General features: G+C 62.9%; 19 protein-coding genes. 9 read left to right on the top strand and 10 right to left on the bottom strand.

Going from position 1 to position 24,349, the window contains the following annotated elements; genetic code table 11:
• Positions 1-183 precede the first annotated feature (183 nt).
• Both clpA and clpS read right to left on the bottom strand, forming a co-directional pair.
• The gene (gene clpA, locus LT988_RS17145) at positions 184-2,445 is read right to left on the bottom strand and encodes an ATP-dependent Clp protease ATP-binding subunit ClpA (protein ID WP_232406746.1); all 2,262 of its coding nucleotides are present in this window, start codon (positions 2,443-2,445) and stop codon (positions 184-186) included.
• A gap of 65 nt (positions 2,446-2,510) precedes the next feature.
• Positions 2,511-2,834 (bottom strand): ATP-dependent Clp protease adapter ClpS, encoded by a 324-nt coding sequence (gene clpS / locus LT988_RS17140; RefSeq protein ID WP_232406745.1) that lies wholly within the window; start codon positions 2,832-2,834, stop codon positions 2,511-2,513.
• A gap of 283 nt (positions 2,835-3,117) precedes the next feature.
• Between clpS and cspD the strand changes: the two genes are divergently transcribed.
• Positions 3,118-3,324: a cold shock domain-containing protein CspD gene (gene cspD / locus LT988_RS17135; protein ID WP_007193300.1), complete on the top strand. Its 207-nt coding sequence runs from the start codon at positions 3,118-3,120 to the stop codon at positions 3,322-3,324.
• Positions 3,325-3,452: 128 nt separating this feature from the next.
• Here cspD and icd read toward each other — a convergent pair whose 3' ends face one another.
• Positions 3,453-4,712 carry an NADP-dependent isocitrate dehydrogenase gene (gene icd, locus LT988_RS17130; RefSeq protein ID WP_232406744.1) on the bottom strand — a complete coding sequence of 420 codons (1,260 nt, stop codon included), beginning with the start codon at positions 4,710-4,712 and terminating at the stop codon, positions 3,453-3,455.
• A 125-nt stretch (positions 4,713-4,837) separates the two neighbouring features.
• Here icd and mnmA point away from each other — a divergent pair, with 125 nt between their 5' ends.
• The 4 genes from mnmA (at position 4,838) to purB (ending at position 10,874) form a co-directional block, all read left to right on the top strand.
• Positions 4,838-5,950 (top strand): tRNA 2-thiouridine(34) synthase MnmA, encoded by a 1,113-nt coding sequence (gene mnmA, locus LT988_RS17125; RefSeq protein WP_232406743.1) that lies wholly within the window; start codon positions 4,838-4,840, stop codon positions 5,948-5,950.
• Positions 5,951-6,032: 82 nt separating this feature from the next.
• On the top strand, positions 6,033-6,680 hold the full coding sequence (gene hflD / locus LT988_RS17120) for a high frequency lysogenization protein HflD (RefSeq protein ID WP_232406742.1): 648 nt from the start codon (positions 6,033-6,035) through the stop codon (positions 6,678-6,680).
• A 155-nt stretch (positions 6,681-6,835) separates the two neighbouring features.
• Positions 6,836-9,496, top strand: coding sequence for an aconitate hydratase AcnA (acnA, locus tag LT988_RS17115; protein ID WP_232406741.1), 2,661 nt, complete (start codon positions 6,836-6,838; stop codon positions 9,494-9,496).
• Positions 9,497-9,506: 10 nt separating this feature from the next.
• A complete protein-coding gene (gene purB / locus LT988_RS17110; RefSeq protein ID WP_332460488.1) occupies positions 9,507-10,874 on the top strand; it encodes an adenylosuccinate lyase in 1,368 nt (455 codons plus the stop codon).
• Between the two features lie 222 nt (positions 10,875-11,096).
• Here purB and LT988_RS17105 read toward each other — a convergent pair whose 3' ends face one another.
• On the bottom strand, positions 11,097-11,678 hold the full coding sequence (locus LT988_RS17105) for an OmpA family protein (RefSeq protein ID WP_232406739.1): 582 nt from the start codon (positions 11,676-11,678) through the stop codon (positions 11,097-11,099).
• Between the two features lie 447 nt (positions 11,679-12,125).
• Between LT988_RS17105 and LT988_RS17100 the strand changes: the two genes are divergently transcribed.
• Complete coding sequence (locus tag LT988_RS17100; RefSeq protein WP_232406738.1) at positions 12,126-12,623, top strand: DUF7931 domain-containing protein; 498 nt, start codon at positions 12,126-12,128, stop codon at positions 12,621-12,623.
• Positions 12,624-12,668: 45 nt separating this feature from the next.
• Here LT988_RS17100 and LT988_RS17095 read toward each other — a convergent pair whose 3' ends face one another.
• From LT988_RS17095 to LT988_RS17080, 4 genes are all read right to left on the bottom strand, one after another.
• Positions 12,669-13,958 (bottom strand): citrate synthase, encoded by a 1,290-nt coding sequence (locus LT988_RS17095; protein ID WP_232406737.1) that lies wholly within the window; start codon positions 13,956-13,958, stop codon positions 12,669-12,671.
• Between the two features lie 167 nt (positions 13,959-14,125).
• Positions 14,126-15,109, bottom strand: a complete 984-nt coding sequence (locus tag LT988_RS17090; protein ID WP_232406736.1) for an aldolase catalytic domain-containing protein — start codon at positions 15,107-15,109, stop codon at positions 14,126-14,128.
• 75 nt (positions 15,110-15,184) lie between these two features.
• Positions 15,185-15,811 (bottom strand): response regulator transcription factor, encoded by a 627-nt coding sequence (locus tag LT988_RS17085; RefSeq protein WP_232406735.1) that lies wholly within the window; start codon positions 15,809-15,811, stop codon positions 15,185-15,187.
• Positions 15,808-18,408 carry a PAS domain-containing sensor histidine kinase gene (locus tag LT988_RS17080; protein ID WP_232406734.1) on the bottom strand — a complete coding sequence of 867 codons (2,601 nt, stop codon included), beginning with the start codon at positions 18,406-18,408 and terminating at the stop codon, positions 15,808-15,810. Before LT988_RS17080 ends, LT988_RS17085 begins: the two co-directional genes overlap by 4 nt.
• 303 nt (positions 18,409-18,711) lie before the next feature.
• On the opposite strand from LT988_RS17080, the gene LT988_RS17075 reads away from it, so the two are divergent.
• Entirely contained in the window at positions 18,712-19,176 is a 465-nt protein-coding gene (locus tag LT988_RS17075) for an RDD family protein (RefSeq protein WP_232406733.1), read from the top strand.
• Between the two features lie 8 nt (positions 19,177-19,184).
• On the opposite strand, the gene lptG is transcribed toward LT988_RS17075, so the two are convergent.
• A complete protein-coding gene (gene lptG, locus LT988_RS17070; protein ID WP_232406732.1) occupies positions 19,185-20,249 on the bottom strand; it encodes an LPS export ABC transporter permease LptG in 1,065 nt (354 codons plus the stop codon).
• A gap of 254 nt (positions 20,250-20,503) precedes the next feature.
• Between lptG and LT988_RS17065 the strand changes: the two genes are divergently transcribed.
• Positions 20,504-21,994, top strand: coding sequence for a leucyl aminopeptidase (locus tag LT988_RS17065; RefSeq protein WP_232406731.1), 1,491 nt, complete (start codon positions 20,504-20,506; stop codon positions 21,992-21,994).
• A 37-nt stretch (positions 21,995-22,031) separates the two neighbouring features.
• Here LT988_RS17065 and LT988_RS17060 read toward each other — a convergent pair whose 3' ends face one another.
• Positions 22,032-22,499 carry a PH domain-containing protein gene (locus tag LT988_RS17060; RefSeq protein WP_232406730.1) on the bottom strand — a complete coding sequence of 156 codons (468 nt, stop codon included), beginning with the start codon at positions 22,497-22,499 and terminating at the stop codon, positions 22,032-22,034.
• Positions 22,500-22,692: 193 nt separating this feature from the next.
• Here LT988_RS17060 and LT988_RS17055 point away from each other — a divergent pair, with 193 nt between their 5' ends.
• Positions 22,693-24,303: an AlbA family DNA-binding domain-containing protein gene (locus LT988_RS17055; RefSeq protein WP_232406729.1), complete on the top strand. Its 1,611-nt coding sequence runs from the start codon at positions 22,693-22,695 to the stop codon at positions 24,301-24,303.
• Positions 24,304-24,349 lie beyond the last annotated feature (46 nt).

Here is a 24,349-nt window from a genome sequence, read left to right as displayed (position 1 = left end):
TCCGAAACGAAAAGGAGTCGCAGACGGCCGGAAAGGGCTTCACGGACACGCAGGACAAAAACGATTCCGTCGTAGCCGCCGGGCAAACGCTATCTTAGGGTCGTTCGCAGCGACCGGCGCTCCTTCGCCGGAGACGCGATGATCGCACGGAGCGCCGGTCGACGCCTGTCGCCGGGCTGTCGCTCATAGCGAACGTGGCTCGCCGTTGATGTCGAAAGCGAGCGTCTCTCCTTGCACGTGGATGTGCACGTTTCCGCCTGCGACGAGATCACCGAAGAGAAGCTCGTTGGCCAACGGCTTCTTGATGTGGTTCTGGATTACCCGTGCCATCGGACGGGCGCCCATCTTCGGATCGTAGCCTTTATCCGCCAGCCAGGCACGGGCATCGGCGTCGATCGTCAAACTCACTTTCTTCTCTTCGAGTTGCTGCTCGAGCTCGAACACGAACTTATCCACAACGCTCCGGATCGTCTCCTCGCTCAAGGAGCCGAACTGCACGACTGCGTCGAGCCGATTGCGGAATTCGGGTGTGAAGTAGCGCTTGAGCGCCTCGATACCGTCGGTCGAGTGATCTTGTTCGGTGAAGCCGATCGAGCGTCGAGCGGTTTCTTCTGCCCCGGCGTTCGTGGTCATCACCAGGACCACGTTGCGGAAATCTGCCTTCCGACCGTTGTTGTCGGTCAGTGTCCCATGGTCCATCACCTGCAGGAGCAGGTTGAAGACATCGGGATGTGCCTTCTCGATCTCGTCGAGCAGCAAGACCGCATGCGGGTGCTTGTTGACCTCTTCGGTCAGCAGACCGCCCTGATCGAAGCCCACATATCCGGGCGGCGCGCCGATAAGCCGCGAGACCGTGTGCCGCTCCATGTATTCGGACATGTCGAAGCGCAGAAGCTCCATGCCGAGGATCCGCGCCAGCTGACGGGTCACCTCCGTCTTACCGACGCCGGTCGGACCGGTGAACAAGAACGAGCCAATCGGCTTCTCCTCGGTCCCCAAGCCCGAGCGGTTCATGCGAATCGAGGAGGTCAAGGCATCGATCGCCGCATCTTGACCATACACGACCATCTTGAGATCGCGATCGAGGTTCTTGAGCGACTCCGTGTCGGAGGCCGAAACCTTCTTCGAGGGGATGCGCGCCATCTTGGCGACGATCGCCTCGACGTCGCCCACATCGATGCGCTTCTTGCGCTTCGCGGGGCTCTTGAGCTGGACGTGTGCACCCGCCTCGTCGATGACGTCGATCGCCTTGTCGGGAAGATGGCGATCGTTGATGTAACGGTTCGACAGCTCCGCTGCGGCACGCAAGGCCGGGTTGGTGTAGGACACCTGATGATGTTCTTCGAACCGGCTCTTGAGCCCCTTGAGGATCTCGAAGGTCTCCTCGACCGACGGCTCTTCGACGTCGATCTTCTGGAAGCGACGCGCCAACGCCCGATCCTTCTCGAAGATACCGCGGTATTCTTGGTAGGTCGTGGAGCCGATGCAACGCAGATCACCGGAGGCCAGCACGGGCTTGATCAGGTTCGAGGCATCCATGACCCCGCCCGAGGCAGACCCGGCGCCGATGATCGTATGGATCTCGTCGATGAAGAGGATCGCGTGACGCTGGCGCTTCAGTTGTGCGAGGACCGCCTTGAGCCGCTTCTCGAAATCACCCCGGTATTTGGTTCCGGCCACGAGGCCGCCGAGGTCCAGCGAGTAGATGACGGCATCGCCGAGAATCTCCGGAACCTGTCCGTCGACGATCTTCTTGGCCAAGCCTTCGGCGATCGCGGTCTTGCCCACGCCCGCCTCGCCGACGAACAACGGGTTGTTCTTGCGCCGCCGGCAGAGGATCTGAACGGTGCGCTCCACCTCGGCGGCGCGACCGATCAGGGGGTCGATCCGCCCTTGGCGCGCCATTTCATTCAGATTGGTCGCAAACGTCTCGAGCGGACTGCTGCCCTCCTTTTCTTCTCCGCGCGGCTCGTCGACATCGCCGGGGATCTCGTCGTCCTGACTCTCGCCCGGAACCTTCGAGATCCCGTGCGAGATATAGTTGACGACGTCCAAACGCGTCACGTCCTGCTGATTGAGCAGATAAACGGCTTGGGAGTCCTGCTCGCTGAAGAGCGCCACGAGGACGTTCGCCCCGGTGACCTCCTTCTTTCCGGCGGACTGAACATGGAAGACCGCTCGCTGCAGGACGCGCTGGAATCCGAGCGTCGGCTGCGTGTCTCGATCCTCGCTGTCGGGAATCAGCGGCGTTGTCTCGTCGATGAAGGCGGTGATCTCGCGACGCAGCTTCTCGGCATCCGTCCCGCACGCCTTGAGCACCTTCGCGGCGGTCGGGTTATCGAGAAGCGACAACAGCATGTGCTCGACCGTCATGTACTCGTGATGCTTCGCACGCGCCTCCTTGAAGGCCCGGTTCAGCGTAAATTCAAGTTCTTTGCTCAGCATTGGCCTAATCCAAGCAGGGTTGACGAAACGGAGTGAGCCGCTGCAGCGACCAGGTGTGTCGGGCTCTAAGCCTCTTCCATCGTGCACAGCAAGGGGTGTTGGTGACTTCGCGCAAAGTCGTTCACCTGCGACACCTTGGTCTCGGCGATATCTTTGGTGAAAACACCGCACACCCCTCGACCTCGAGTATGCACGTGCAGCATGATTTGGGTCGCCTTCTCGCGGTTCATTGCGAAAAAGGTCTCCAGCACCTGCACCACGAACTCCATCGGGGTGTAATCATCGTTCAGCAACAGGACCTTGAAAAGGGGCGGCCGACGAAGCTTCGGTCTCGCCTCCTGTACGGTCAGCCCTGATTCGCGTTCCTCGCTCGGAAGGTCGTCACTCATGATTGGGAATTCTAGAAAAATTTTGGAGGCTTGCGATGTCGACCGCGCGGTTTGACATCGCTTCGATACCGGGTGGAGCGGTGAGGCTCGCGTTCGGTTTCCGGCCGCTCCGACCCGTGACGAGGATCGGTTCGGAGTGCCTCGGAGGATGTCGGTTTGACCCCCGAAATCACCTTACTATACTACGCAGTTATGGCGCGGTTCCGAGGTTTCAAGGCACCCGTCAGACAACAACAACGACGACCACCAATGCGAGACCTGCAACTCCTGGAGGAGCCCTGAAATGATTACCGGTGTTGTCAAGTGGTTCAATAACGCCAAGGGCTACGGGTTCGTGCAGCCCGATGGCCGCGACGAGGACGTCTTCGTCCACTTCTCGGCCATCGACATGGACGGCTACAAGACCCTGCGCGAGGGACAAAAAGTCCAGTTCGAGATCAGTCAGGGACCGAAGGGCCTTCATGCGGCCAATGTGCATCGCGTCAGTTGATCGCCGTGCGCTGAGCGCTCGCGATTGTCGGCCCCGGGAGGCGACCTTACGCTGACATCCGACGACAGCCGGGGGCGGAATATCCGTTCCGCGCCCCGTTTTTCTCGAAGAACCGAAGCCCTCGCCCGTCAATCCATCTGCGCGATCACCGCATCGCCGAAGCCCGAACAGCTCAGCTTCGTCGCCCCGTCCATGAGTCTGTCGAGATCGTAGGTGACGGTCTTGGCCGCAATCGCACCTTCGACACCCTTGATGATGAGGTCGGCTGCTTCCGTCCAACCCATGTGCCGAAGCATCATCTCGGCCGACAGAATCAAAGAGCTCGGATTCACCTGATCCTTTCCGGCATATTTGGGCGCGGTCCCGTGCGTGGCCTCGAACATGGCGACGGTGTCGGACAAATTCGCCCCCGGCGCCATCCCGATGCCGCCGACCTGCGCGGCCAGCGCGTCGGAGATGTAGTCCCCGTTGAGGTTCAGGGTCGCGATCACATCGTAGTCCTTGGGGCGCAGCAGGATTTGCTGAAGGAAGGCATCGGCGATGACGTCCTTGACCACGATCTCCTTGCCGGTCTTCGGATTCTTGAAGCTGCACCAGGGTCCGCCGCCGATCTCCTCGGCACCGAACTCGGATTTGGCCAAATCGTACCCCCACTGCTTAAAGGCACCCTCGGTGAACTTCATAATGTTGCCCTTGTGGACCAGGGTCAGCGAGGATCGGTCGTTGTCGATGACGTATTGGATCGCCTTGCGCACCAGACGCTCGGTCCCTTCCCGCGACACGGGCTTGACGCCGATCCCGGAGGTGTCGGGGAATCGGATCTTGGTTACACCCATCTCGTTGCGCAGAAAATCGATGACCTTCTTGGCCGCGGGCGAGCCTTCCTGCCATTCGATGCCGGCATAGATGTCTTCCGAATTCTCGCGGAAGATCACCATGTCGGTGTGTTCGGGCTCCTTGAGCGGACTCGGCGTGCCTTTGAAGTAGCGCACCGGACGCAGACAGACATACAGATCGAGCTCTTGGCGCAGGGTGACGTTCAGCGAGCGGATACCGCCGCCGACCGGCGTGGTCAGCGGTCCCTTGATCGAAACCACATAATCCTTCACCGCCGCCAGCGTCTCCTCCGGAAGCCAAACGTCCTCGCCGTAGGCGCGGGTCGACTTCTCGCCGGCATAGATCTCCATCCAATGGACCTTGCGCGACCCGCCGTACGCCTTGGCCACCGACGCATCGACCACCGCGCACATCACCGGCGTGATATCGATGCCGATGCCGTCGCCCTCGATGTAGGGGATGATGGGGTTGTTCGGTACATTCAGAGACAGGTCGGGGTTGACCTGAATCTTCTCGCCGCCTGCAGGGATCTTGATGTTGTCGTTGGCCATGTGCAGTGCTCTCGTCGCCCAAAAGACGCCATGCTAACACCGCCTCGGAGGCTTGCGCAGACCTTCGATGCGGGACGACCGCAACCGCTCGCGACGCGGATCGACGCGGCCGGTACAATCGCCCGATGACCGACGTATTGCACCAGCCTCACTCGACCCGCGTGATCGTCGGCCTCTCCGGCGGCGTGGATTCGGCCGTCGCAGCCCATCGTCTCCTCGCGTTGGGCTACGCGGTCGAGGCGCTCTTCATGAAGAACTGGGAAGAGGACGACGACCCCGGCTACTGCGCCGCCGCCGCGGACCTGGCCGACGCGCGTGCCGTCGCCGAACGGCTCGGGATCCAGCTGCATACCGTCAACTTCGCGACCGAATACTGGGATCGTGTCTTCGAGTCCTTCCTGAGCGAATATCGGGCCCTCCGCACCCCCAACCCGGATGTCCTGTGCAACCGGGAAATCAAGTTCGCCGCCTTCCTCGAGCACGCTCTGGGTCTGGGCGCCGACCTCATCGCCACAGGCCACTATGCACGGGTCACTCGCGATGCGCAGGGGACCCGTTTGCGTCTGTGCGCCGACCCCGACAAGGATCAGACCTACTTCCTGCATCTGCTCGATCAGGCTCAGTTGGGGCGCGCGCTCTTCCCGCTTGATGACCTGAACAAGCGCGAGGTTCGGGAGATCGCGAGGGGTCTCGGACTCGCCAATGCCGAGAAGAAGGACAGCACCGGGATCTGTTTTATCGGCGAACGTCGCTTCCGGGACTTCCTCGCCCGCTACCTACCGCGCGAGCCCGGCCCCATCGAGACCGCCGAGGGGGTTGCCATCGGCGAGCATCGGGGCCTGGCCTATTACACGATCGGGCAACGCCAGGGACTCGGCATCGGCGGCATCCACGGCGGGCGCGAGGCGCCTTGGTTCGTCGCCGCAAAGAACGCCGAACGCAACACCTTGGTGCTGGTTCAAGAGACGCACCATCCGTTGCTCATGTCTTCCGGGTTGCGTGCGGCGCAGCCGCATTGGATCGCCGGAGCACCGCCGCAAGACCCGCCGTTTCGGTGCCTGGCGCGTCTGCGTCATCGCCAGCCTCTGCAACACTGCGAGGTCTTGGAGGCCGGGGAGTCGGGCTGCCGGATCCACTTCGACCAACCGCAGCGCGCCGTGACGCCAGGTCAGTCGGTCGTGCTCTACCGCGACGACGTCTGTCTCGGCGGCGCGATCATCGACGCGGGGTGGCACTGAGCCGCGTCGAGAACCGGGACTTGGCGCAACCGCCCGGTTGGGTTCAAATGACCTTCAAGTTCACCAGGAGATCATCAGCCGAATGCCTCACGACAATCTCGACCGCCTCGTCGCCCTCGCCGGTATCTATCAAGCCGTCAACTGCGTCATGCGCGTCGCCCGCTCCGGCTCGGCCGACACCGACGCGATGGAGCCCTGTATCTATAGTCTTCTGCAGGTCAATGCCGATGGTGTGGGTGCCGTCTTCGGCGAGCCGGGACGGGTTGCGAACGGTGCACGACAGATCATCGCGCAACTCACCGGCAAGCCGGAGCGCAACCTGGAGTTGACCCGCTATGTGGTTCTCTTGATAAAGTTGGAGCGGGCCCTCGCGGCGCGCCCCGACCTCCTCGCGCGCATCGGCGAAGGCATCGAGGCGGCGCAGGAGAAGCAGGAGCACTTCGCACTCCTGCACCCGAACATGCTGGCCCATCTCGCGGCGATCTACACCGACACCGTCAGCACGCTGGAACCCCGGATCATCGTCCGCGGCGACCCCCTGCATCTACAGAATCCCGACAACCAGAATCGGGTGCGCGCGCTCCTGCTCGCCGGCATCCGCTCCGCCATGCTGTGGCGGCAGGTCGGCGGTACCCGCTGGCAACTGCTCCTGAAGAACAAGCAGATCCTCGCCGACGCCCGCCGTTACCTCGACAGCGTAGCCGACCGCACCGCGAATCCGAATGCGTAACGAGCGCGCGGCCTGAACAGGAATCACGGCTCAAGGCCGGCAGCCGGAGGCTTGCCCCCAACCCCGCCCGAACATATTGCACCGCAGCATATAGCGCCGCACGGGCTTGGCCGCTAGAATCGGGGCCAACCTGTTCGCCGAACCCGGAGCACCGCATGACCAACAGCTTCAACGCCAAAGCCTCACTCGACGTCGCCGGTACGGACTACGAGATCTTCAAGCTCGACGCCGTCCCCGGCAGCGCGCGCCTGCCTTTCTCGCTGAAGATTCTGTTGGAGAACCTGCTCCGCAACGAGGACGATGTCACCGTCACTCGATCGGACATCGAGGATCTTGCGAACTGGGATCCGCAAGCCGAGCCGTCCAAAGAGATCCAATACCGCCCTGCCCGGGTTTTGATGCAGGACTTCACCGGCGTTCCGGCGGTCGTCGACCTTGCGGCGATGCGTGATGCGATGAAGGCGCTCGGGGGCGATCCGCGCAAGATCAACCCGCTCCAGCCGGCCGAGCTGGTCATCGATCATTCGGTGCAGGTCGATCATTTCGGCTCGAACGACGCCTTCGCACTCAATGCAGAGCTCGAGTTCCGGCGGAATCAAGAACGCTATAAGTTCCTCAAGTGGGGCCAGAAGGCGCTCGACGGCTTCAAGGTGGTCCCGCCCGACACCGGCATCGTGCATCAGGTCAACATCGAGTATCTCTCACGCGTCGTCTTCCCGAAGCCGCTCGACGGACGTACCCAAGCCTATTTCGATACCTGTGTCGGTACGGACTCGCACACCACCATGGTCAACGGGATCGGCGTCCTGGGCTGGGGCGTGGGCGGTATCGAGGCCGAGGCATCCATGCTGGGCCAACCGGTTTCGATGCTGGTCCCCAAGGTCGTCGGCTTCAAGCTGACGGGCACCCTGCGCGAAGGCGTGACGGCCACCGACCTGGTTCTGACCATCGTCGATCAGCTTCGCAAGCACGGCGTGGTCGGCAAGTTCGTCGAGTTCTACGGCCCGGCGATCGCGACCCTGCCGATCGGCGATCGCACTACCATCGCCAACATGGGGCCGGAGTACGGCGCGACCTGCGGTCTCTTCCCGATCGATCAGGTGACGCTCGACTATCTGCGCCTGACCGGACGCGAGGAGTCGCAGATTGCCTTGGTGGAGGCCTATGCCAAGGCTCAGGGCGTCTGGCACACGGCGGATGCCCCGGAGGCCGACTACTCGGAGACCCTCGCCCTGGACCTGGGCGATGTCGTGCCCTCCCTCGCCGGCCCGAAACGCCCGCAGGACCGGGTACCGCTCACCGAAATGGCGACCCACTTCCCGGCCGCGCTGGCCGAGCTCAAGAAGGAACGCAACATCCCGAGCAAGGGTCCAGCGAAGGCGGTCATGGACGGGCAAGCGATCGAGATCTCCGACGGCTCCATCGTGGTCGCAGCCATCACCTCCTGTACCAACACCTCGAACCCGAGCGTCATGCTCGCCGCCGGCCTGGTTGCCAAAAAGGCCGCGGCCCTGGGTCTCAAGGCAGCCCCCTGGGTGAAGACCTCGCTCGGCCCGGGCTCGATGGCCGTCACGCGCTACCTGGATCGCGCGGGGCTCACCGAGCCGCTCAAGGCACTGGGTTTCCACAACGTCGGCTACGGCTGTACCGTCTGCATCGGCAACACCGGCCCGCTTCCCGCGCCGGTCTCCAAGGCCATCGCGGACAATGACCTCTGCGCCGTCTCCATCCTCTCGGGCAACCGCAATTTCGAGGGACGGGTCCATGCCGAGGTACGCATGAACTATCTGGCGAGCCCACCGTTGGTCGTCGCCTACGCCATCGCCGGCCGGATCGATCTGGACCCCTACAAGGATCCGCTGACGACCGCACCGAGCGGCCAACCCGTCTATCTCAAGGATATCTGGCCGACCCAGGACGAGGTGAACGCGGCCATCGCCGAAAACGTCACCGTCGATGAGTTCACGTCCGCCTACGCCGATGTTTACGCCGGCGATGCGCGCTGGCAATCCATCGAGGTGGCCGCCAGCCAGACCTACGACTGGCCGGACTCGACCTACATCCGCAACCCGCCGTATTTCGACGGGATGACGCTGGAGGTCTCGCCGGCGAGGGACATCTCGGGCGCGCGCTGCCTAGCCGTGCTCGGCGACTCCATTACGACCGATCACATCTCGCCCGCCGGCTCCATCAAGCCGGACTCTCCTGCCGGCAAATATCTGATCGAGAAGGGCGTGGACGTCAAGGACTTCAACAGCCTAGGCTCGCGACGCGGCAACCACGAGGTCATGATGCGCGGCACCTTTGCCAACATCAGACTGCGCAACCTGATGGCGCCGGGCACCGAAGGCGGTGTGACCCTGCACCAGCCGAGCAACGAGCCGATGTCCATTTTCGACGCGGCCATGCGCTACCAGGCCGAAGGCACGCCGGTCATCGTGATCGCCGGCAAGGAATACGGCTCTGGCTCCTCGCGCGACTGGGCCGCGAAGGGACCGCGTCTTTTGGGCGTGCGCGCCGTGATCGCAGAGAGCTACGAGCGCATCCATCGCTCCAACCTGGTCGGCATGGGCATCCTGCCCTTGGAGTTCCTGCCGGGCGATAACGCCCAATCGCTGGGACTGACCGGGACCGAGCAGTTCGACATCACCGGACTCGACAACGCCGAGGCGAAGTCGGTGACCGTGAGTGCGACGGCGCCCGACGGATCGGTGAAGACCTTCAAGGCCAAGGTGCGGATCGACACCCCGAACGAGATCGACTACTACAGGCACGGCGGGATCCTGCCCTACGTCCTGCGTCGGCTCGCGGCCTGATCCGATGGCGATGGATCTCACCGGCCTGACCGCCATCTCGCCCGTCGACGGGCGTTATGGTGCCAAGACGACCGAACTGCGGCCGATCTTCAGCGAGTTCGGGCTGATCCGCTCCCGCGTGCTGGTGGAGATTCGCTGGCTGCAAACCCTATCGCGGCACCCCGGAATCCCGGAGGTGCCGGTCTTCTCGGCCGAGGCCGACCGGCTGCTCGACGACATCGCCGAGCACTTCGGCGTCGCGGATGCGCAACGCATCAAGGAGATCGAGCGGACAACGAATCATGATGTGAAGGCGGTCGAATATTTCCTGAAGGAGCGGATCGCAGCCCATCCGCAACTCCACGCGGCCAGCGAGTTCATTCACTTTGCCTGTACCTCCGAGGACATCAACAATCTCGCCCACGGGCTCATGTTGAGCGCCGGGCGGGAGCAGGTCCTGCTGCCCGAGATGGACGCCGTCATCGCGGCTGTGCGGGACTTGGCGCATCGCTATGCCGAACAACCGATGCTCTCGCGCACCCACGGCCAACCGGCAACCCCGACGACGCTCGGCAAGGAGATGGCGAACCTCGTCCACCGGCTGCATATCCAGCGCGATCGCGTCGCCGAGGTGACGCTGTTGGGCAAGATGAACGGCGCGGTCGGCCACTACAACGCCCATCGCGTCGCCTATCCGGAGCTCGATTGGCCCGGGGTAACCCGCGGATTCGTCGAGTCGCTCGGGCTGACCTGGAACCCCTACACGACCCAGATCGAACCCCATGATTACATGGCGGAGCTGTTCGACGCCCTCGCGCGCTTCAACACCGTCCTGATCGATCTCTCACGCGACCTTTGGGGCTACATCTCGCTCGGCTATTTCAAGCAGCGTACCGTCGCGGGCGAGATCGGCTCCTCGACGATGCCGCACAAGGTCAACCCGATCGACTTCGAGAACGCGGAAGGCAACCTCGGGATCGCGAACGCCATCCTGCGACATCTCGCGGAAAAACTGCCCATCTCGCGCTGGCAGCGCGATCTAACCGACTCCACGGTTCTGCGGAATCTCGGCGTCGGCGTCGCCCACACCAGCATCGCACTCCAATCGACTCTCCGGGGGATCGGCAAGCTCGAGGCCGATCCCGCGCGGATGGCGGCCGATCTGGACGCGAACTGGGAGGTCTTGGCTGAGCCGATCCAGACCTTGATGCGTCGCTACGGTGTCGACCGCCCTTACGAGCGACTGAAGGCGTTAACGCGCGGCCAGCGCATCGGACCGGAAGCGCTGCAGGTCTTCATCGACGGATTGGAGATCCCGGAAGGCGCTAAGGCCGAGCTCGCAGCCCTGACGCCCGCAACCTATCTCGGCGATGCCGCCCGGCTTGCACGCGAAATCTGAGTAGTGGGACAATAAAAAGGCCGTTCACGTAGACGCGAACGGCCTATCCATAAGCCCCGGTCGGGGGGATGAGGCTTATTGGACCCTACCGCACCGGTCACACACGTGATCGGTGCGGTTTCATAAAGGAAACGCTCAGAAGATCCAACCGAAGCGGCGGGGGCGATCGATCCCCGGCGCGAAGCCGGGCGATCGATTCGGCCGTATCCGAGTGGCGTGGCGTCAGCTACCTTGGGAATCCGCGAGGATCTTCACGCGGCGCTGCTGAACCGAGAAGATGTCGTATTCAGGCAGCATATCCCGCTTACCCATACTCGTGACGGACACGATGTCGCTGGCCGGGATACCCTTGCTGATCATATAGTTGCGAACAGCGTCGGCACGACGCATGCCGAGTGCCATGTTGTACTCGTCGGATCCCTTGGCATCCGTATGACCGACAAGGGAGATCTGCTCGCGAGCCTGGGTCGAGTTGACCTGGGCGATGTAATCGTCGAGGCGCTGAAGCTCGCTGTCGTTGACGACGTTGGCGATCTCGTATTTGTCGAACTCAAAATTCAATCGGACGGTGAACTCCTTCGGAACCTCCACTTCCTTGACGCAGGGCTCGAGGTTATCGGGACCGTGGATACTCTGCCAGCACTCGCCGTAGCTGGTCACCCATGCGGTACCTTCCGGCTGGGCAGACCAGAAATGCTCGTAGTTGTAGTCGGCTTGGACGGACAGCGGAGCCGCCATCGTGATGACCATCGCGAGCGGTGCTGCAAGCGCGGCCAGCCTTGAGGTCTTTTTCTGTTTGCGCATCTTTATAGTTCCTGTTCAGGTGGATGGATGATGATTCTAACGTCGACGTTGACCGAAGGCGGAGGACATGTCTGGAAAAAGCAACATCATCGTGAGTGAATCGCTCGTTCGCCGTGGGTCTGTCGCCGCAGGCCTGCTCATCGGTTTAAGAGTGCGCGCGGACGGCATGGACAGACCGCACTTGGGACAACGACATTTTAGCCTACAACAGGCACAAAAGTGCAACTTTTTTCAGTGCGCGAAACATATTTGCAACGACCGCTGTCAGAATACCACATCACCCTGGTGCATATCGAGCGCAAAGACCAGCATCCATGCGGCATTCGCTCCACCCAACGACCCTGTTGCGATTTCGCAACTACTTCTTTCGAACAGGCGGCGACATGATTTTTCAGCTCGACACAGACAGGACGACCGCCGTGCCACACCCGGCCGGGGCCCGATGAGATGAACCGAACCCATCCGCCGTCAGACCCGCGCTTACTCGCGACACGCAGCGAAATCCGTGACGCCGGGGTTGCAATCGCACAGACGGCGCGGCGCGAGCTGCTCGTGTTCGACCGCACCCTGGATTGCGATCTCTACAACGCACAAACATTTGTCGAGGCCGTAAAAAGACTCGCGCTCGCACGCCCTGACGCGCCCGTGCGCGTGCTGCTGAGCTATCCCGAACAAGGGGTCAAAAACGTCAATCAGGTCGTCGAGCTCGCGCAGCGCCTGACCTCGAGAATCGCGATCCGCCGCCTTGTCGACGACCTCCCGGTCCGCCCCGACGCCTTCTTGATCGCGGACGAGCGCACTTATCTCAAGCGCCCCTTGGCCGAAGGCAGCGAGGGCATCGCCGATATGCACGGCCGCGTGGAGGCGCGTCGACTGCGGAACGACTTCGAGCAAATGTGGGAGCATGCCGAGATCCACGTCGAGCTGCGGCGCCTTCATCTGTGACGCCGCATCCGGTCTTCGGGCACGAACCCACGCGGCTCGCACGAACTAACGGCGCTCGCTCAACAGCACGCGATCGGTCTCTTCGGGACCCACATAGATCTGGCGCGGTCGGGCGATCTTATTGCCGGGTGTCTGGTCCTGCTCCCACCAGTGGGCAATCCAGCCGGGAAGTCTCCCGATCGCGAAAATGACCGTAAACATGTTCACCGGAATCCCGATGGCTCGGAGGATGATGCCGCTGTAGAAGTCCACGTTGGGATAGAGCTGACGCTCGACGAAGTAGGGATCTTCGAGCGCGATCTCTTCGAGACGACGTGCGATGTCGAGCAACGGGTCCTTGACCCCGAGCTGCGGCAAGAGTCGCTCTGCGATCTTCGCCAGCATGCGTGCGCGCGGGTCGAAATTCCGATAGACCCGGTGACCGAAACCCATCAACCGGACCTTGCTGTCCTTGTCTTTGGCCAGCCGCACATAGTCGTCCGGCGTCATCTGTCCCTGATGGATCTGCTCGAGCATTTCGAGCACCGCAACGTTCGCCCCGCCGTGCAGCGGACCCCAAAGCGCACAGACGCCAGCCGCACAGGAGGCGAAGAGATTGGCTTGGCTCGAGCCGACCATTCGCACCGTCGAGGTCGAGCAGTTCTGCTCGTGATCGGCGTGCAGCAACAGGATCAAGTTGAGCGCGTCTCGAACGATCGGCTCGCAGACATGATGCTCGTAAGGCTGCGAGAACATCATGTGCAGAAAATTCGGCACGTATCTGAGCCGAGGATCCGGATAAATGTAGGGCAGCCCCTTGGAGTGACGATAGGCGTAGGCGGCAATGGTGCGGATCTTACTGATCAGGCCGGCGGACGCGATCCGCACCGCATCTTTGTCCTGGAGCTCGAAGATCTCCGGATGGAAACAGGACAGGGCATTGATCATGGCCGAAAGGATGGCCATCGGCGGCGCTGCCCGAGGGAAACCCTCGAAGTGATGCTTCATCCCCTCGTCGAGATTGGCGCACCCGGTCAAATCGGCGGCAAAGGTGTCGTATTCTTCCGGGCTCGGCAGATGACCGAAGATCAATAGCCAGGCGACCTCGACGAAGTTCGGCGCCTCTTCGAACTGCTCGATCGGGATTCCCCGGTAGCGCAAAATCCCTTGCTCGCCATCGATGAAGCTAATAGCGCTCCGGCAACTCCCTGTATTGCCGTATCCGGGGTCAAGTGTGATCAGGCCGGTTTCCGCGCGCAGGGCTCGGATATCGATTGCGCGTTCCCCCTCCGTCCCCTCGATGATCGGAAAACGATAGGTGGCGTCGCCCACGGTCAAGGTCGCTTCGTCGGACATGACATCCTCCAAGGGATGAGGGGGAATTCACGCGGATCGGCGTTCGGACGGCTCGGCTGACTTCTGCGGCCTGCTCTCGGCTTTCAACCCCGGCTTGTCGAGGGGGAGGCTGACCGCTGGGCCCGGGAATCGGCGGCTGGTCGCTGGCGGCAGAAGGCCGACAACCGTCAAATCTCCGAGACGACCTTATCGTAAAAGGTCAGATAGTCATCCGGGGTCGCACCCTCGCGCCACTCGATCGCGGAGCGCGGGTGTTGATTGAGCTGTCCGGTGATGTTGTAGGGGACCGACGGGCCCCAATCCAGCTCCTTGCGCAGCGGCAACATCTGGTTTTGGATGACTTCGACGATGGGGCGGACGTTGAACTTCGGATTGCGCAGAAAACCGAGCAGCAGTTCGGTATGGCAGTTTCCCGCACCGCGGCCGAAGCCGAAGATCGTCGAGTCGACCCGGTTGCAGCCCAGGATGATGGCCTCGATGGTGTTGGCGAAGGCCAATTGGAGATTGTTGTGGGCGTGGATGCCGATCTCCTTGCCGGTCCCTTCGAGTGCCGCGGTGTATTTTCGGTAGAGCCGGTCGATCTGTTCGCGATAGAGATAGCCGAAGCTGTCGACAATCACCATGGTGCTCGCCGGCGTCTCGGCGATGGCCTCGAGGACGGTATCGATCTCGGTCTCGGTGATGTTGGAGACCGCCATCAGGTTGGCGGTGGTCTCGTAGCCGAGCTCGGTCGCGTGGCGGATCATATCGACCGCCTCGGAGACCTGGTGGGCATAGAAGGCGACACGGATCATCGAGAGGACACTCTCGCTCGCGGGCTGGATCTGGGTTTGCCAATCGCTCTTGCCAGCATCGGCCATCACCGCCAGCTTCAGTCCCGTGGCCTCGGGATCGTGGTCACCGACCACGCGACGCAGATCGGCCTCGTCGCAGTGGCGCCAGGGACCAAACTTGTCCTTCGGGAAGACGCGCGGCGAATTCTTGTAGCCGATCTCCATGTAGTCGATACCGGCGTCGATACAGGCGCGATACAGCGCCGCGACGAAGTCATCCCCGAACCGGTGGGCGTTGACGAGCCCCCCGTCGCGAACGGTGCAATCGAGCACCTTAAGCTCGGGTCGGAAGGTAATCCAGGGGGCCTTTTCGGACATCAAACATGCTCCGGAGAAAGATTGAGGATCGGTCATTTTGAGGCCCGGACCACTTCTGAGCAAACCTCTCCCACCTCAGCGCACGGCGGGCCCGTCCGCCGCCGCAATCAAAGCCATCCGGACCAGCTCGGCAAGGGAGTCGGCCCGCATCTTTTCCATCACCCGGGCGCGGTGGGCCTCGACCGTCTTGGCGCTCACGCCGAGTGCGGCGGCGATGTCTTTGTTCGACTTGCCGTCCGTGACCATCGCCATGACCTCATGCTCGCGGGGCGTGAGCTCCGCGAGTCGTGCCGCGATATCGGCACGCACCGCCTGACCGGCACGCTGCCTCTGATCATCCTCGAGTGCGCGCCGAATGCTGCGCAGCAGGTCTTCGTCGTGAAACGGTTTCTCGATGAAGTCGACCGCTCCCGCCTTCATCGCCTTCACCGCCATGGAGACGTCGCCGTGCCCGGTGATCAGGATTACCGGTAGACGATACCCCTCGCGTGCCAGGTAGCTCTGCAGCTCCAGGCCGCTCATCCCCGGCATCCGCACATCGAGCAGCAGGCAGCCCGCGCGCCCCGGATAGTAGCTGGCGAGAAAGACGTCGGCCGACTCGTAGGTCTGGACCGACATGCCGGTCGACTCGATCAGCCACTGCAGAGAGGTTCGCATGGCTTGGTCGTCATCGACGACGAAGACGGTTGCGTCGGTGTTCATGTCAGGCTCTCCAAGAGCTCGGATTCGCTGGCAGCCGTCTCTTCGGGCGCACTGGCCTGCGCGAGGGGCAGCGAGACGTAAAAGATCGAGCCCTTTCCGGGCTCGGACTCGGCCCAGATGCGGCCGTCATGATTCTCCACAATGGTCTGGCTGATCGCCAAGCCCATGCCCATGCCGCCCTCCTTCGTCGTAAAAAAGGGATGAAAGAGATGCAGGATGCGATCTGCAGTGATGCCGGGGCCGGTATCTTCGACCTCGACGATGGCCTGATCTCCCTCCACCCGGGTCCGAATACGCAAACGACGACGGTCCTCTGGCGAATCCTGCAGGGCGTCGATCGCGTTGCGGACCAGGTTCAACAGCACTTGCTCGATCTGAACCAGGTCGACGTTGACGGGAATCGGATGCGCGCCGGGATCCACCTCGATCTGCAGTGCCAGCCGAGTGGTCTCGAACTCGACGAACGAGCACACCTCGCGTACTAGATGATTCAGATCGGCATCGGTGCGGATCGGCGGCTGTTTGCCGACCAAGGCGCGCAGGCGACGAATGATTTCGCTCGCGCGTTGCGCCTGCACCGTGATCTGACCCATGGCGCCGACCAGATCCTCGGTCTTCGACGAGGCGCTCTGCAGGCGGCGCGAGCAGCCGTTGGCATAGTTGACGATCGCCGAGAGGGGCTGATTGAGCTCGTGCGCCATGCCGGTCGCCATCTCGCCCATGGTGCTGAGTCGGCACACGTGTACCAGCTCGGCCTGATGCTGGCGGGCCTCCTGCTCTGCACGGCGCACCGCGGTGATGTCGCGGGCATAGATGTTGAGATAACCGAGATCCCGGATGGGTGCGAACAGCAGCGAATAGACCTGGCCCGCGATCTCCTGCTCCCGTTCTTGGGGCTCACCGCTTTCGAGCGCGACGGCGATCTCCGCGCACCAATCCTCCGGCAAGAGCTCGCCGGGGTCGGCGCCCCATGCCTGCAGCAAGGGACGACTGGCTCGATTGGCGTACACGATCAGGCCCTCACCCGTCACGCGCAGGATCGGGTTCGGGCTCTCGCTCGCGAACCGCGCAAGGCTCTTGATCTCCCGCTCGGCCTGCTTGCGCGCGGTAATGTCATGGATGTAGAGCGTGTAGAAGCGCTCGGACTCCAGATCGATCGGCACGATCGAGATCTCCACCGGGATCTCCGAGCCGTCCGAGCGCAGCGCGACCAGCTCGCCCCGCCCTTGGGGCTCGCGATGCAGATGGCGCGAGCGATCGAGAAGCCGCTGAAAGGCCGGGCGCGCGATTTCGGGCAGAAAGCGTTCGGCGAAGACGGTTCCCGTGGCCTCGCCGCGATCGAGTCCCAACACACGCTCCGCCGACGGATTGAGCTCGATGATCCGACCGCCTTGGTCGAGCGTCACGATCGCGTCCAGCGACGCCTCCATGACGGCCGCTTTAAGTGCCTCGCTCTCGCGCATCTCGGCCTGATGCTTCATGCTCATCTCCTCGCGCGCCTTGAGCACCAGCTGGGTGAAATGTTGAATCCATTCCTCGAGCAGGAGCAATTGATTGCCGCCGCGATGAAAACCGGGCTCCGGGATACCGAGCGCCCGTTGGGAGAACCGCGTCATGCGTTTCAGCACCGCATTCAATCGCGACGACACCAGATAGATGACCGCGGTAAACACCAGGATGTAGACCGCGGCGGCGATCCCGCGCTGCCGGCGCTCGAAGATGCGGACATGCCGCGACATCTTCTCGACCGCGGCATGCGGGATAAAGGTCGCGAACAAAACGTTCGAGTCTGAGCCCTCGTACTCCGCCATGGACTGCGAGGTGACCAGGTAGCTTCCCGACCAGTCCGACAGCAGAGTTCCGGGAACCAGCATCTCGGAGTCGACGCTCGCGACGATCCGCTGGTCGGCCCCGTCCACCAAGGCTACCGCGGCGCGTCCGACGTAGACGCCACGTTGGGACGAGGCCAGAAAGGCGTCGTCCACGGGCACCAGGACCACCAGATGTCCCATCGCGTAGCCACCGGCGTCCTCGACAGCATCGCTGCTGACCAAGTAGAGTTTGTCGTCGAATCGCTCGATGACCGAGCGCACATCGCGCACGTTGAGCAAGCGCGTCGGGATTCGGGTCGCAATCTCCTCGGGGAGCGGATCGTTGCCGGATTGGAAGACCTCGCGAATCCGACCCTGCGGGTCGGTCAGCAGAACATGACTCGGGGAGCTCAGCGCCGCGCGTTCGAAGAAATCCGGGAGCCAATGCGGCCGAAACTCCTTGTAGACGACCGGCTCGGCGTCGTCGTCCTCGAACCAGAACAGCGGCTCCAGGTACTCGGATAGGCGCCGATGGTTGGCGAGCAGGCGTGTGGTCGCCCCATAGTTGGAGAGATAACGGTCGAAGCGAATCAGGCTCTCGCGTGCACGCTGGTCGAGCTGCGCCTGAAGCTCCTGCTCGAAGATCTTGTCGACCTGACGGCTCTGCACCTGATCGAGAAGGCCCCACACCGCAAGTCCCACGGCAAGGCCGACCAGGATCGCGATGACGGGCATGGGTACGCGCCGCAACAGGACGAACAGGATGGATTTGACGGAGAGCCGCATGAAACCTCGTCCGCAGTGTCAAGAAACAACGTTGAGTCAGGGCCGGCCTCGCGTCCATCGGACGCCTTTTCCTCGACGCGGTTTCAGTGAAAAATCCAAAGACCGAAACCGCGTCCAGAGCGAGATGCTGGTCTTCGAGTGAGCTCAACGGATGTGCAGCCGCAACTTTTAGCGGCGACGCGGTTTAAAATAATATATTTTTTAAAATCTTAAACCGCGCCGACTGCAACGCTCGTCAAGTCGGCAGCGGCTGATCCCATCCCAAAACATCGCATACCGCGCCGGGCGCGGTTTAAGGACACCATGGACCTCGACATCAGCCTTGCCAAGATCCCTTCCCTGCTGCGCCGTATCGGGGCACTGCTCTATGACAGCGTGCTGCTGCTCGGCGTTCTGATGTTCGCGGTCATGTTGGTCGTGATCCCCTATACGAGCCTGACCGGCACCTCGCCGAACGAGCAACCGCTTCATCTTGCCCTGATGCAGATCTACCTGGCGATCGTGATCTGTGGGTTCTACGTCTACTTCTGGACCCACGGGGGTCAGACACTCGGCATGCGCGCATGGAGGTTCCGTGTCATCCGCGACGACGGAGAAAACCTGAACACAGGCGATGCACTCAAACGCTTCGGCTGGGCCGCGTTGAGCCTCTTGCCTGCCGGACTGGGCCTCTGGTGGAGCCTGATCGACCGAGACGGTCTGGCCTGGCACGACCGCCGCTCGCACACGCGGCCGGTCATGCTTCTGCGTCCCGGCAAGACGTCCTGAGGCCGTCCCTAGCCGACCCGGCGCATCAAGAGCAGGGCCCCGGTGATGAACAACAGCGGCGGCATGATCGCCGCAACAAGCGGGTCAAGCCCGAACAGCAGCGCGACGAATGCAAAGGTCCGGCTGACCAGATAGTAGAGGATGCCGACCAAGACGCCGACGAAGATACGCGGCCCGAGCCCAATCGTGCGCGCTGAGCCGAGGATGATCGGGATCGCCACGAAGATCATCGAAAGCGTCAGCACCGGGTGCAGCACCTTCCCCCAGAAGACGACCTCGTAAGGTCCGGCATCCTGCTTGTTCAGCGTCATGAAGCGAATGTATTTGTAAAGCCCCCAGACGGGCAGCATCTGCGGATCGACGACGACCACCTTGAGCAGTCCCGGATCCAGCATCGAGCTCCATTCGGCCCGCTCCGTGCGCTCCACCTCGACCCCGGCCGCGCTTACCCGGCTGCGCGCGATGTCTTCCAGAACCCAGCCGTCCCCGCTGTAGCGCGCACTGGCCGCATGGGTTGCGACCAGGGACCCTACATCCGCGTCGACCTGGTAGATGAAGATGTCGCGCAGACGCGTCGGCGAGGCGATCTCGCGGATGTTGACATAGGCACGACCGTCGATGGCCCAGAAACCGTAGGCGGTCTGCTGGGCGACATCGCCGGAGAGTGCTTGGCGGCGCAGCTCCAAGCCACGCTGCTCGGCAACCGGCGCAACGACCTCCCCGACCACCACCGCAAGCGCCGCCAACAGCACACCTCCGAGTAGGCCGGCCCGAATGATCCGCGCCACCGAGAAGCCGGCGGCCCGCATCGCCACCAGCTCCGAGCGACTCGCCAAGGCCCCGAGACCGATCAGGGCGCCGATGAGGGTCGCAATGGGGAAGACCTGATAGGCATAGCGCGGCAGGGTCAACGCCATGAACACCAGCGCATCCGCGAGTCCATACCCATCGACCCCGACGGCGTCGATCTCGTCGGCGAGGATGAAAAAACCTAGAAGCGGCAACAGGACCGCAAGGGTGAGCAGCGTGCCCCCGATGACCGCGCGCGCCAGATAGCGCTCGAGGATGATCATGAGGCCCGACCCGGCAACACGACCGGGGCGGCGCTTGCCCGGGCGCCGGACCCGCCTCGGCGATGCACAGCCGACGCGCCGCGCACGCGCGCCTCGAGCGGGCGGGCTTCGACCGAACGATTTCTTCCGGTAGACTCGTGGTTCGACATCAAAAGCACCAGATCCTCAGGCGGTCGACCGTCGGCAGCGCACCCCGTCGCGACCGACCGGCCCGAAAAACGCTTTCACCCTGGCCCTCCAACAGGAGTCCGACGATGGAATTCAGAATCAAGACCGGCGAGATCGCTCAACTCAAGACGCCCTGTATCCTGATCGGGATCTTCGAGGGGCGCAAGCTCGCCGGGCCATCCGTAGCGCTCGATCTCGCCACCGGCGGGCGACTGTCCGAGCTCCTGAAGAAAGGCGACATGGACGGTCGTGTCGGCGGCACCCTCATGCTCTATGATCTGCCCGGCCTGGCCAGCGAGCGGGTCCTCGTGGTCGGCTGCGGAAAACACAAGGAGTTCGGGCGTGACAACTATCGCAAGGCACTGGTCGGCGCCGTGGCGGCACTGCAGCAGACCCATGCGGGGGCAGCGCTTTGCACCTTGCCAGAGCTCGGTCCCGACGGGCTCGACCTCTACGCGGCCGTGCGCGATCTCGTTACGACCGCCGAGGACAAGACCTATCGCTACACCCTGACCAAAAAGGACGACAAGCACGCACCCAAGACCCCGCTGAAGCGGCTCGACGTTTGGCTCTCCGAGAAGGCCGACGCGCAGAGCGCCGAGCAGGCGATCCGTCACGGCAGCGCGATCGCGGCCGGCATGACGCTGTCCAAAGAGCTGGGCAACCTGCCGGGCAACATCTGCACCCCGACCTATCTGGCCGAGAAAGCCGTGGAGCTCGGCGAGCGCTACGAGCACCTGGAAACCGAGATCCTCGAAGAGGCCGACATGGAGGAGCTCAAGATGGGCGCCCTCCTCTCGGTATCGCGCGGAAGTCGCCAACCGGCGAAGCTGATCGTGATGCACTATCGCGGCGGCGAGCCCGACACCAAGCCGGTCGTGCTGGTCGGCAAGGGCCTCACTTTCGATACCGGCGGCATCTCGATCAAGCCGGCCGCCGATATGGACGAGATGAAATACGACATGTGCGGCGGGGCAGGCGTCTTCGGGACCATGCTCGCCGCCTGCGAGCTGGGCCTGCCGATCAACCTGGTCGGTGTCGTACCCTCGTCCGAGAACATGCCCGACGGCGACGCCAACAAACCCGGCGACATCGTCACCAGCATGTCAGGGCAGACCATCGAGGTCCTCAACACGGATGCCGAAGGCCGCCTCATCCTCTGCGACGCACTCACCTACAGCGAACGCTTCGACCCGGAGCTGGTGATCGATCTGGCGACCCTCACCGGCGCCTGCGTCATCGCCCTCGGCAAGCACGCCTCCGGCCTCTTCACCACGGATGATCATCTCGCCGAAGAAATCATCGCGGCCGGCCAATCCGCCGCCGATCGCGCCTGGCGCATGCCCCTGTGGGACGACTATCAGCAGCAGCTCGACACCAACTTCGCCGACATGGCCAACGTCGGAGGCCGCGAGGCCGGTGCCGTCACCGCCGCCTGTTTTCTCGCGCGCTACGCCAAGGCCTACCGCTGGGCGCACCTGGATATCGCCGGCACCGCCTGGCTGAGCGGCAAGGAGAAGGGTTCGACCGGACGGCCGGTCGCCTTGCTCACCCAGCTCCTGCTCAATCGCACCTGAACGGCGTCCGGCGGTGTATGCGATCCTGTCGCGCGGTTCAGAGGCCTTTGAGGAGCTCGCGCAGCCGATTCGGGTTGGGCAGACCACGGACGATCAATTCCGGAACGTCCCCGGAGGTGAAGATCTTGATGTCGCCGGCGTTCAAGATGCGCTGCAGGAGGCTTTGATGGAGCCGCACCGTGCGGACCGAGGAGAGCTTGATCTCGGTGTAGTTCTTGCTGAGCAGACCATGGGTCCAGACCAGCTCGTCGTCGCGGATTACGAGATGGTCGGATCGCGTGGCCAACCACCAGACGCACAACTGCAACAAGGCCAGTCCGGCGACGACCATGCCCGCAATCTTCACGATTCGGTCATCGAGCGGCTCGGGCAGTGGAACCGGGATCAATGCCGAACCCGTGACGGCGAACAGGATCCCCGCCAGCATCAGGATGATGATCAATGGGGTCGAAAAGGGACGAATCCGCAACATCGAGGGATGAGCGTCGTAATGGATCTCGGACATCGGCATCTCCTATCTCTTTGCCTGGAGGATCGGTCGACATGTCTCGCCGCCGCGTCCCGCGCGACGTGAGCACGCGGTCACCACGTGCGGGCGGGGCTACTATACCCAGAGCAGGGGAATATTTCGCGCGATTGCGTGTCGCCGAACCCCGGACGCAACACCGCCCCTCAGTCTCAGGACGACAAGCCTCTCCATGACACCCTTCTCACTGCTGCGGACCTCGTCGGGTCCGATCCGCTCGCGGCTCCTTCGCGACCTTGTGCTGCTGGTGCTCCTGACCGTCGGCCTGTTGGTGGCCATCAATATCCTCCTGATCAACCTCATCAAGGAAGATCTGGCCGAAAGCCGCATCGAGGCCGCAACCGCGTTGGTTCGCGACGAGGTTCGCAGCCTCTTGGTGCCGGTCGAGCAACAACTCCTGATCATTCGAGACGGTCTGGCGGCTGCGGGTCTGACCCCAACCGACGAGGGGGCGTTGAATCAACGCCTGACTCCGATTCTCGCGCACATGGGCCAAATCGCAGGCGCGATCGATGCCTCGGCCGACGGCGCCGAGTATTTTCTGCGGCGCGACGGCGACGGCTGGATGAGCCGACTGCGGGATCCAGGAACGGGACAGCCGATGCGCATCACGCGCTGGGACGCCGAGCTGCGCCCTCTGGGGACGCGCGAGGAGACAAGCGAGTACGATTCGAACACGCGCCCCTGGTTCACCGCCGCGGCCGATCGACCCGGCACCCTGCTCTGGACCCGACCCTATGTGTTCGAGTCGACCCAGGTCCCAGGACTCACCGCATCCTTGGGTTGGATGCAGTCGGGACAGCTGCGGGTCACCGCACTGGACGTCACCATTCAGACAATCGTGGAGAGCATCGAGCGACATGCGGTCGCCGCCGAAGGACGCGGTTTTCTCTTCAGCGGGGCGGGCGGCGTCTATGTTCCCGTGGACAGCGCACGAGCCCCGGATCCGGAGCAGGCCAGCGGTTTCTTTTCAGCCCACCTTACGCCCGGCGGGCCCCTGGCATTCGACGCCGTGTCGGCCTGGAACCTGGCGGGCCGACCGTCACAGGGTCTCATCCGTTTCACCAGCTCGGGGGTTCAGTGGTGGGGCGGCTTCAGACCGCTGACCGAGGACCTCTCGGGCGGTTGGGCCGGCGTGGTCATCCCTGTCTCCGAGACCCTCGCGATCCTCCAGAGCCGGTGGCATATCGTTGCGCTGACGGTGCTTGGCATCCTGATGGCGAGTCTGGGCATGACAACGCTGGTGGTGCGCAAGTATCACCGCCAATTACGCGACACTCCCAAGCTCAGCATCGACCGGCGTCGCGCCGAGGACGATCTGCGCGAGCTGATCGACTCGGGCGAAAGTACGCATCTGGAATTCAAATCGACGATGCGCATGAACCTGCACAGCAAGGCGACGGGTCGCGAGATCGAGCTTGCTTGGCTGAAGGCCGTCGCGGCCTTCCTGAATTCGGAAGGCGGGATACTGTTGCTCGGGGTATCGGACAAGGGAACCGTGCTGGGGTTGGAGGCCGACAAGTTCGAGAACGAGGACAAGTGCAGGTTGCATTTCAAGAACCTGCTCAACCACCATATCGGCGCCGAGTACGCACGATTCGTGCGCTTTGACCTCTATGACCTGGAGGGTCTACGCGTGGGAGCGGTCGAGTGCGAGCGCGCGGACACGCCGACCTTCCTGCACGACGACAAGAACCGCGAGTTGTTTATCATCCGCAATGGTCCGTCGAACATCGAGCTGCCGATCAGCCGTGCACTCAAATATATTCGCGGTCGGTTCTGATTTGAACCGCGTTAGGGCAGGTTAGGCGCGGAGTGGGACTTATTTG

The sequence above is a fragment of the Thiocapsa bogorovii genome (genome assembly GCF_021228795.1).
Lineage (GTDB): Bacteria > Pseudomonadota > Gammaproteobacteria > Chromatiales > Chromatiaceae > Thiocapsa > Thiocapsa bogorovii.
Note: the sequence above shows the minus strand (reverse complement) of the source record. Positions and strands in the feature narration are given on the sequence as shown.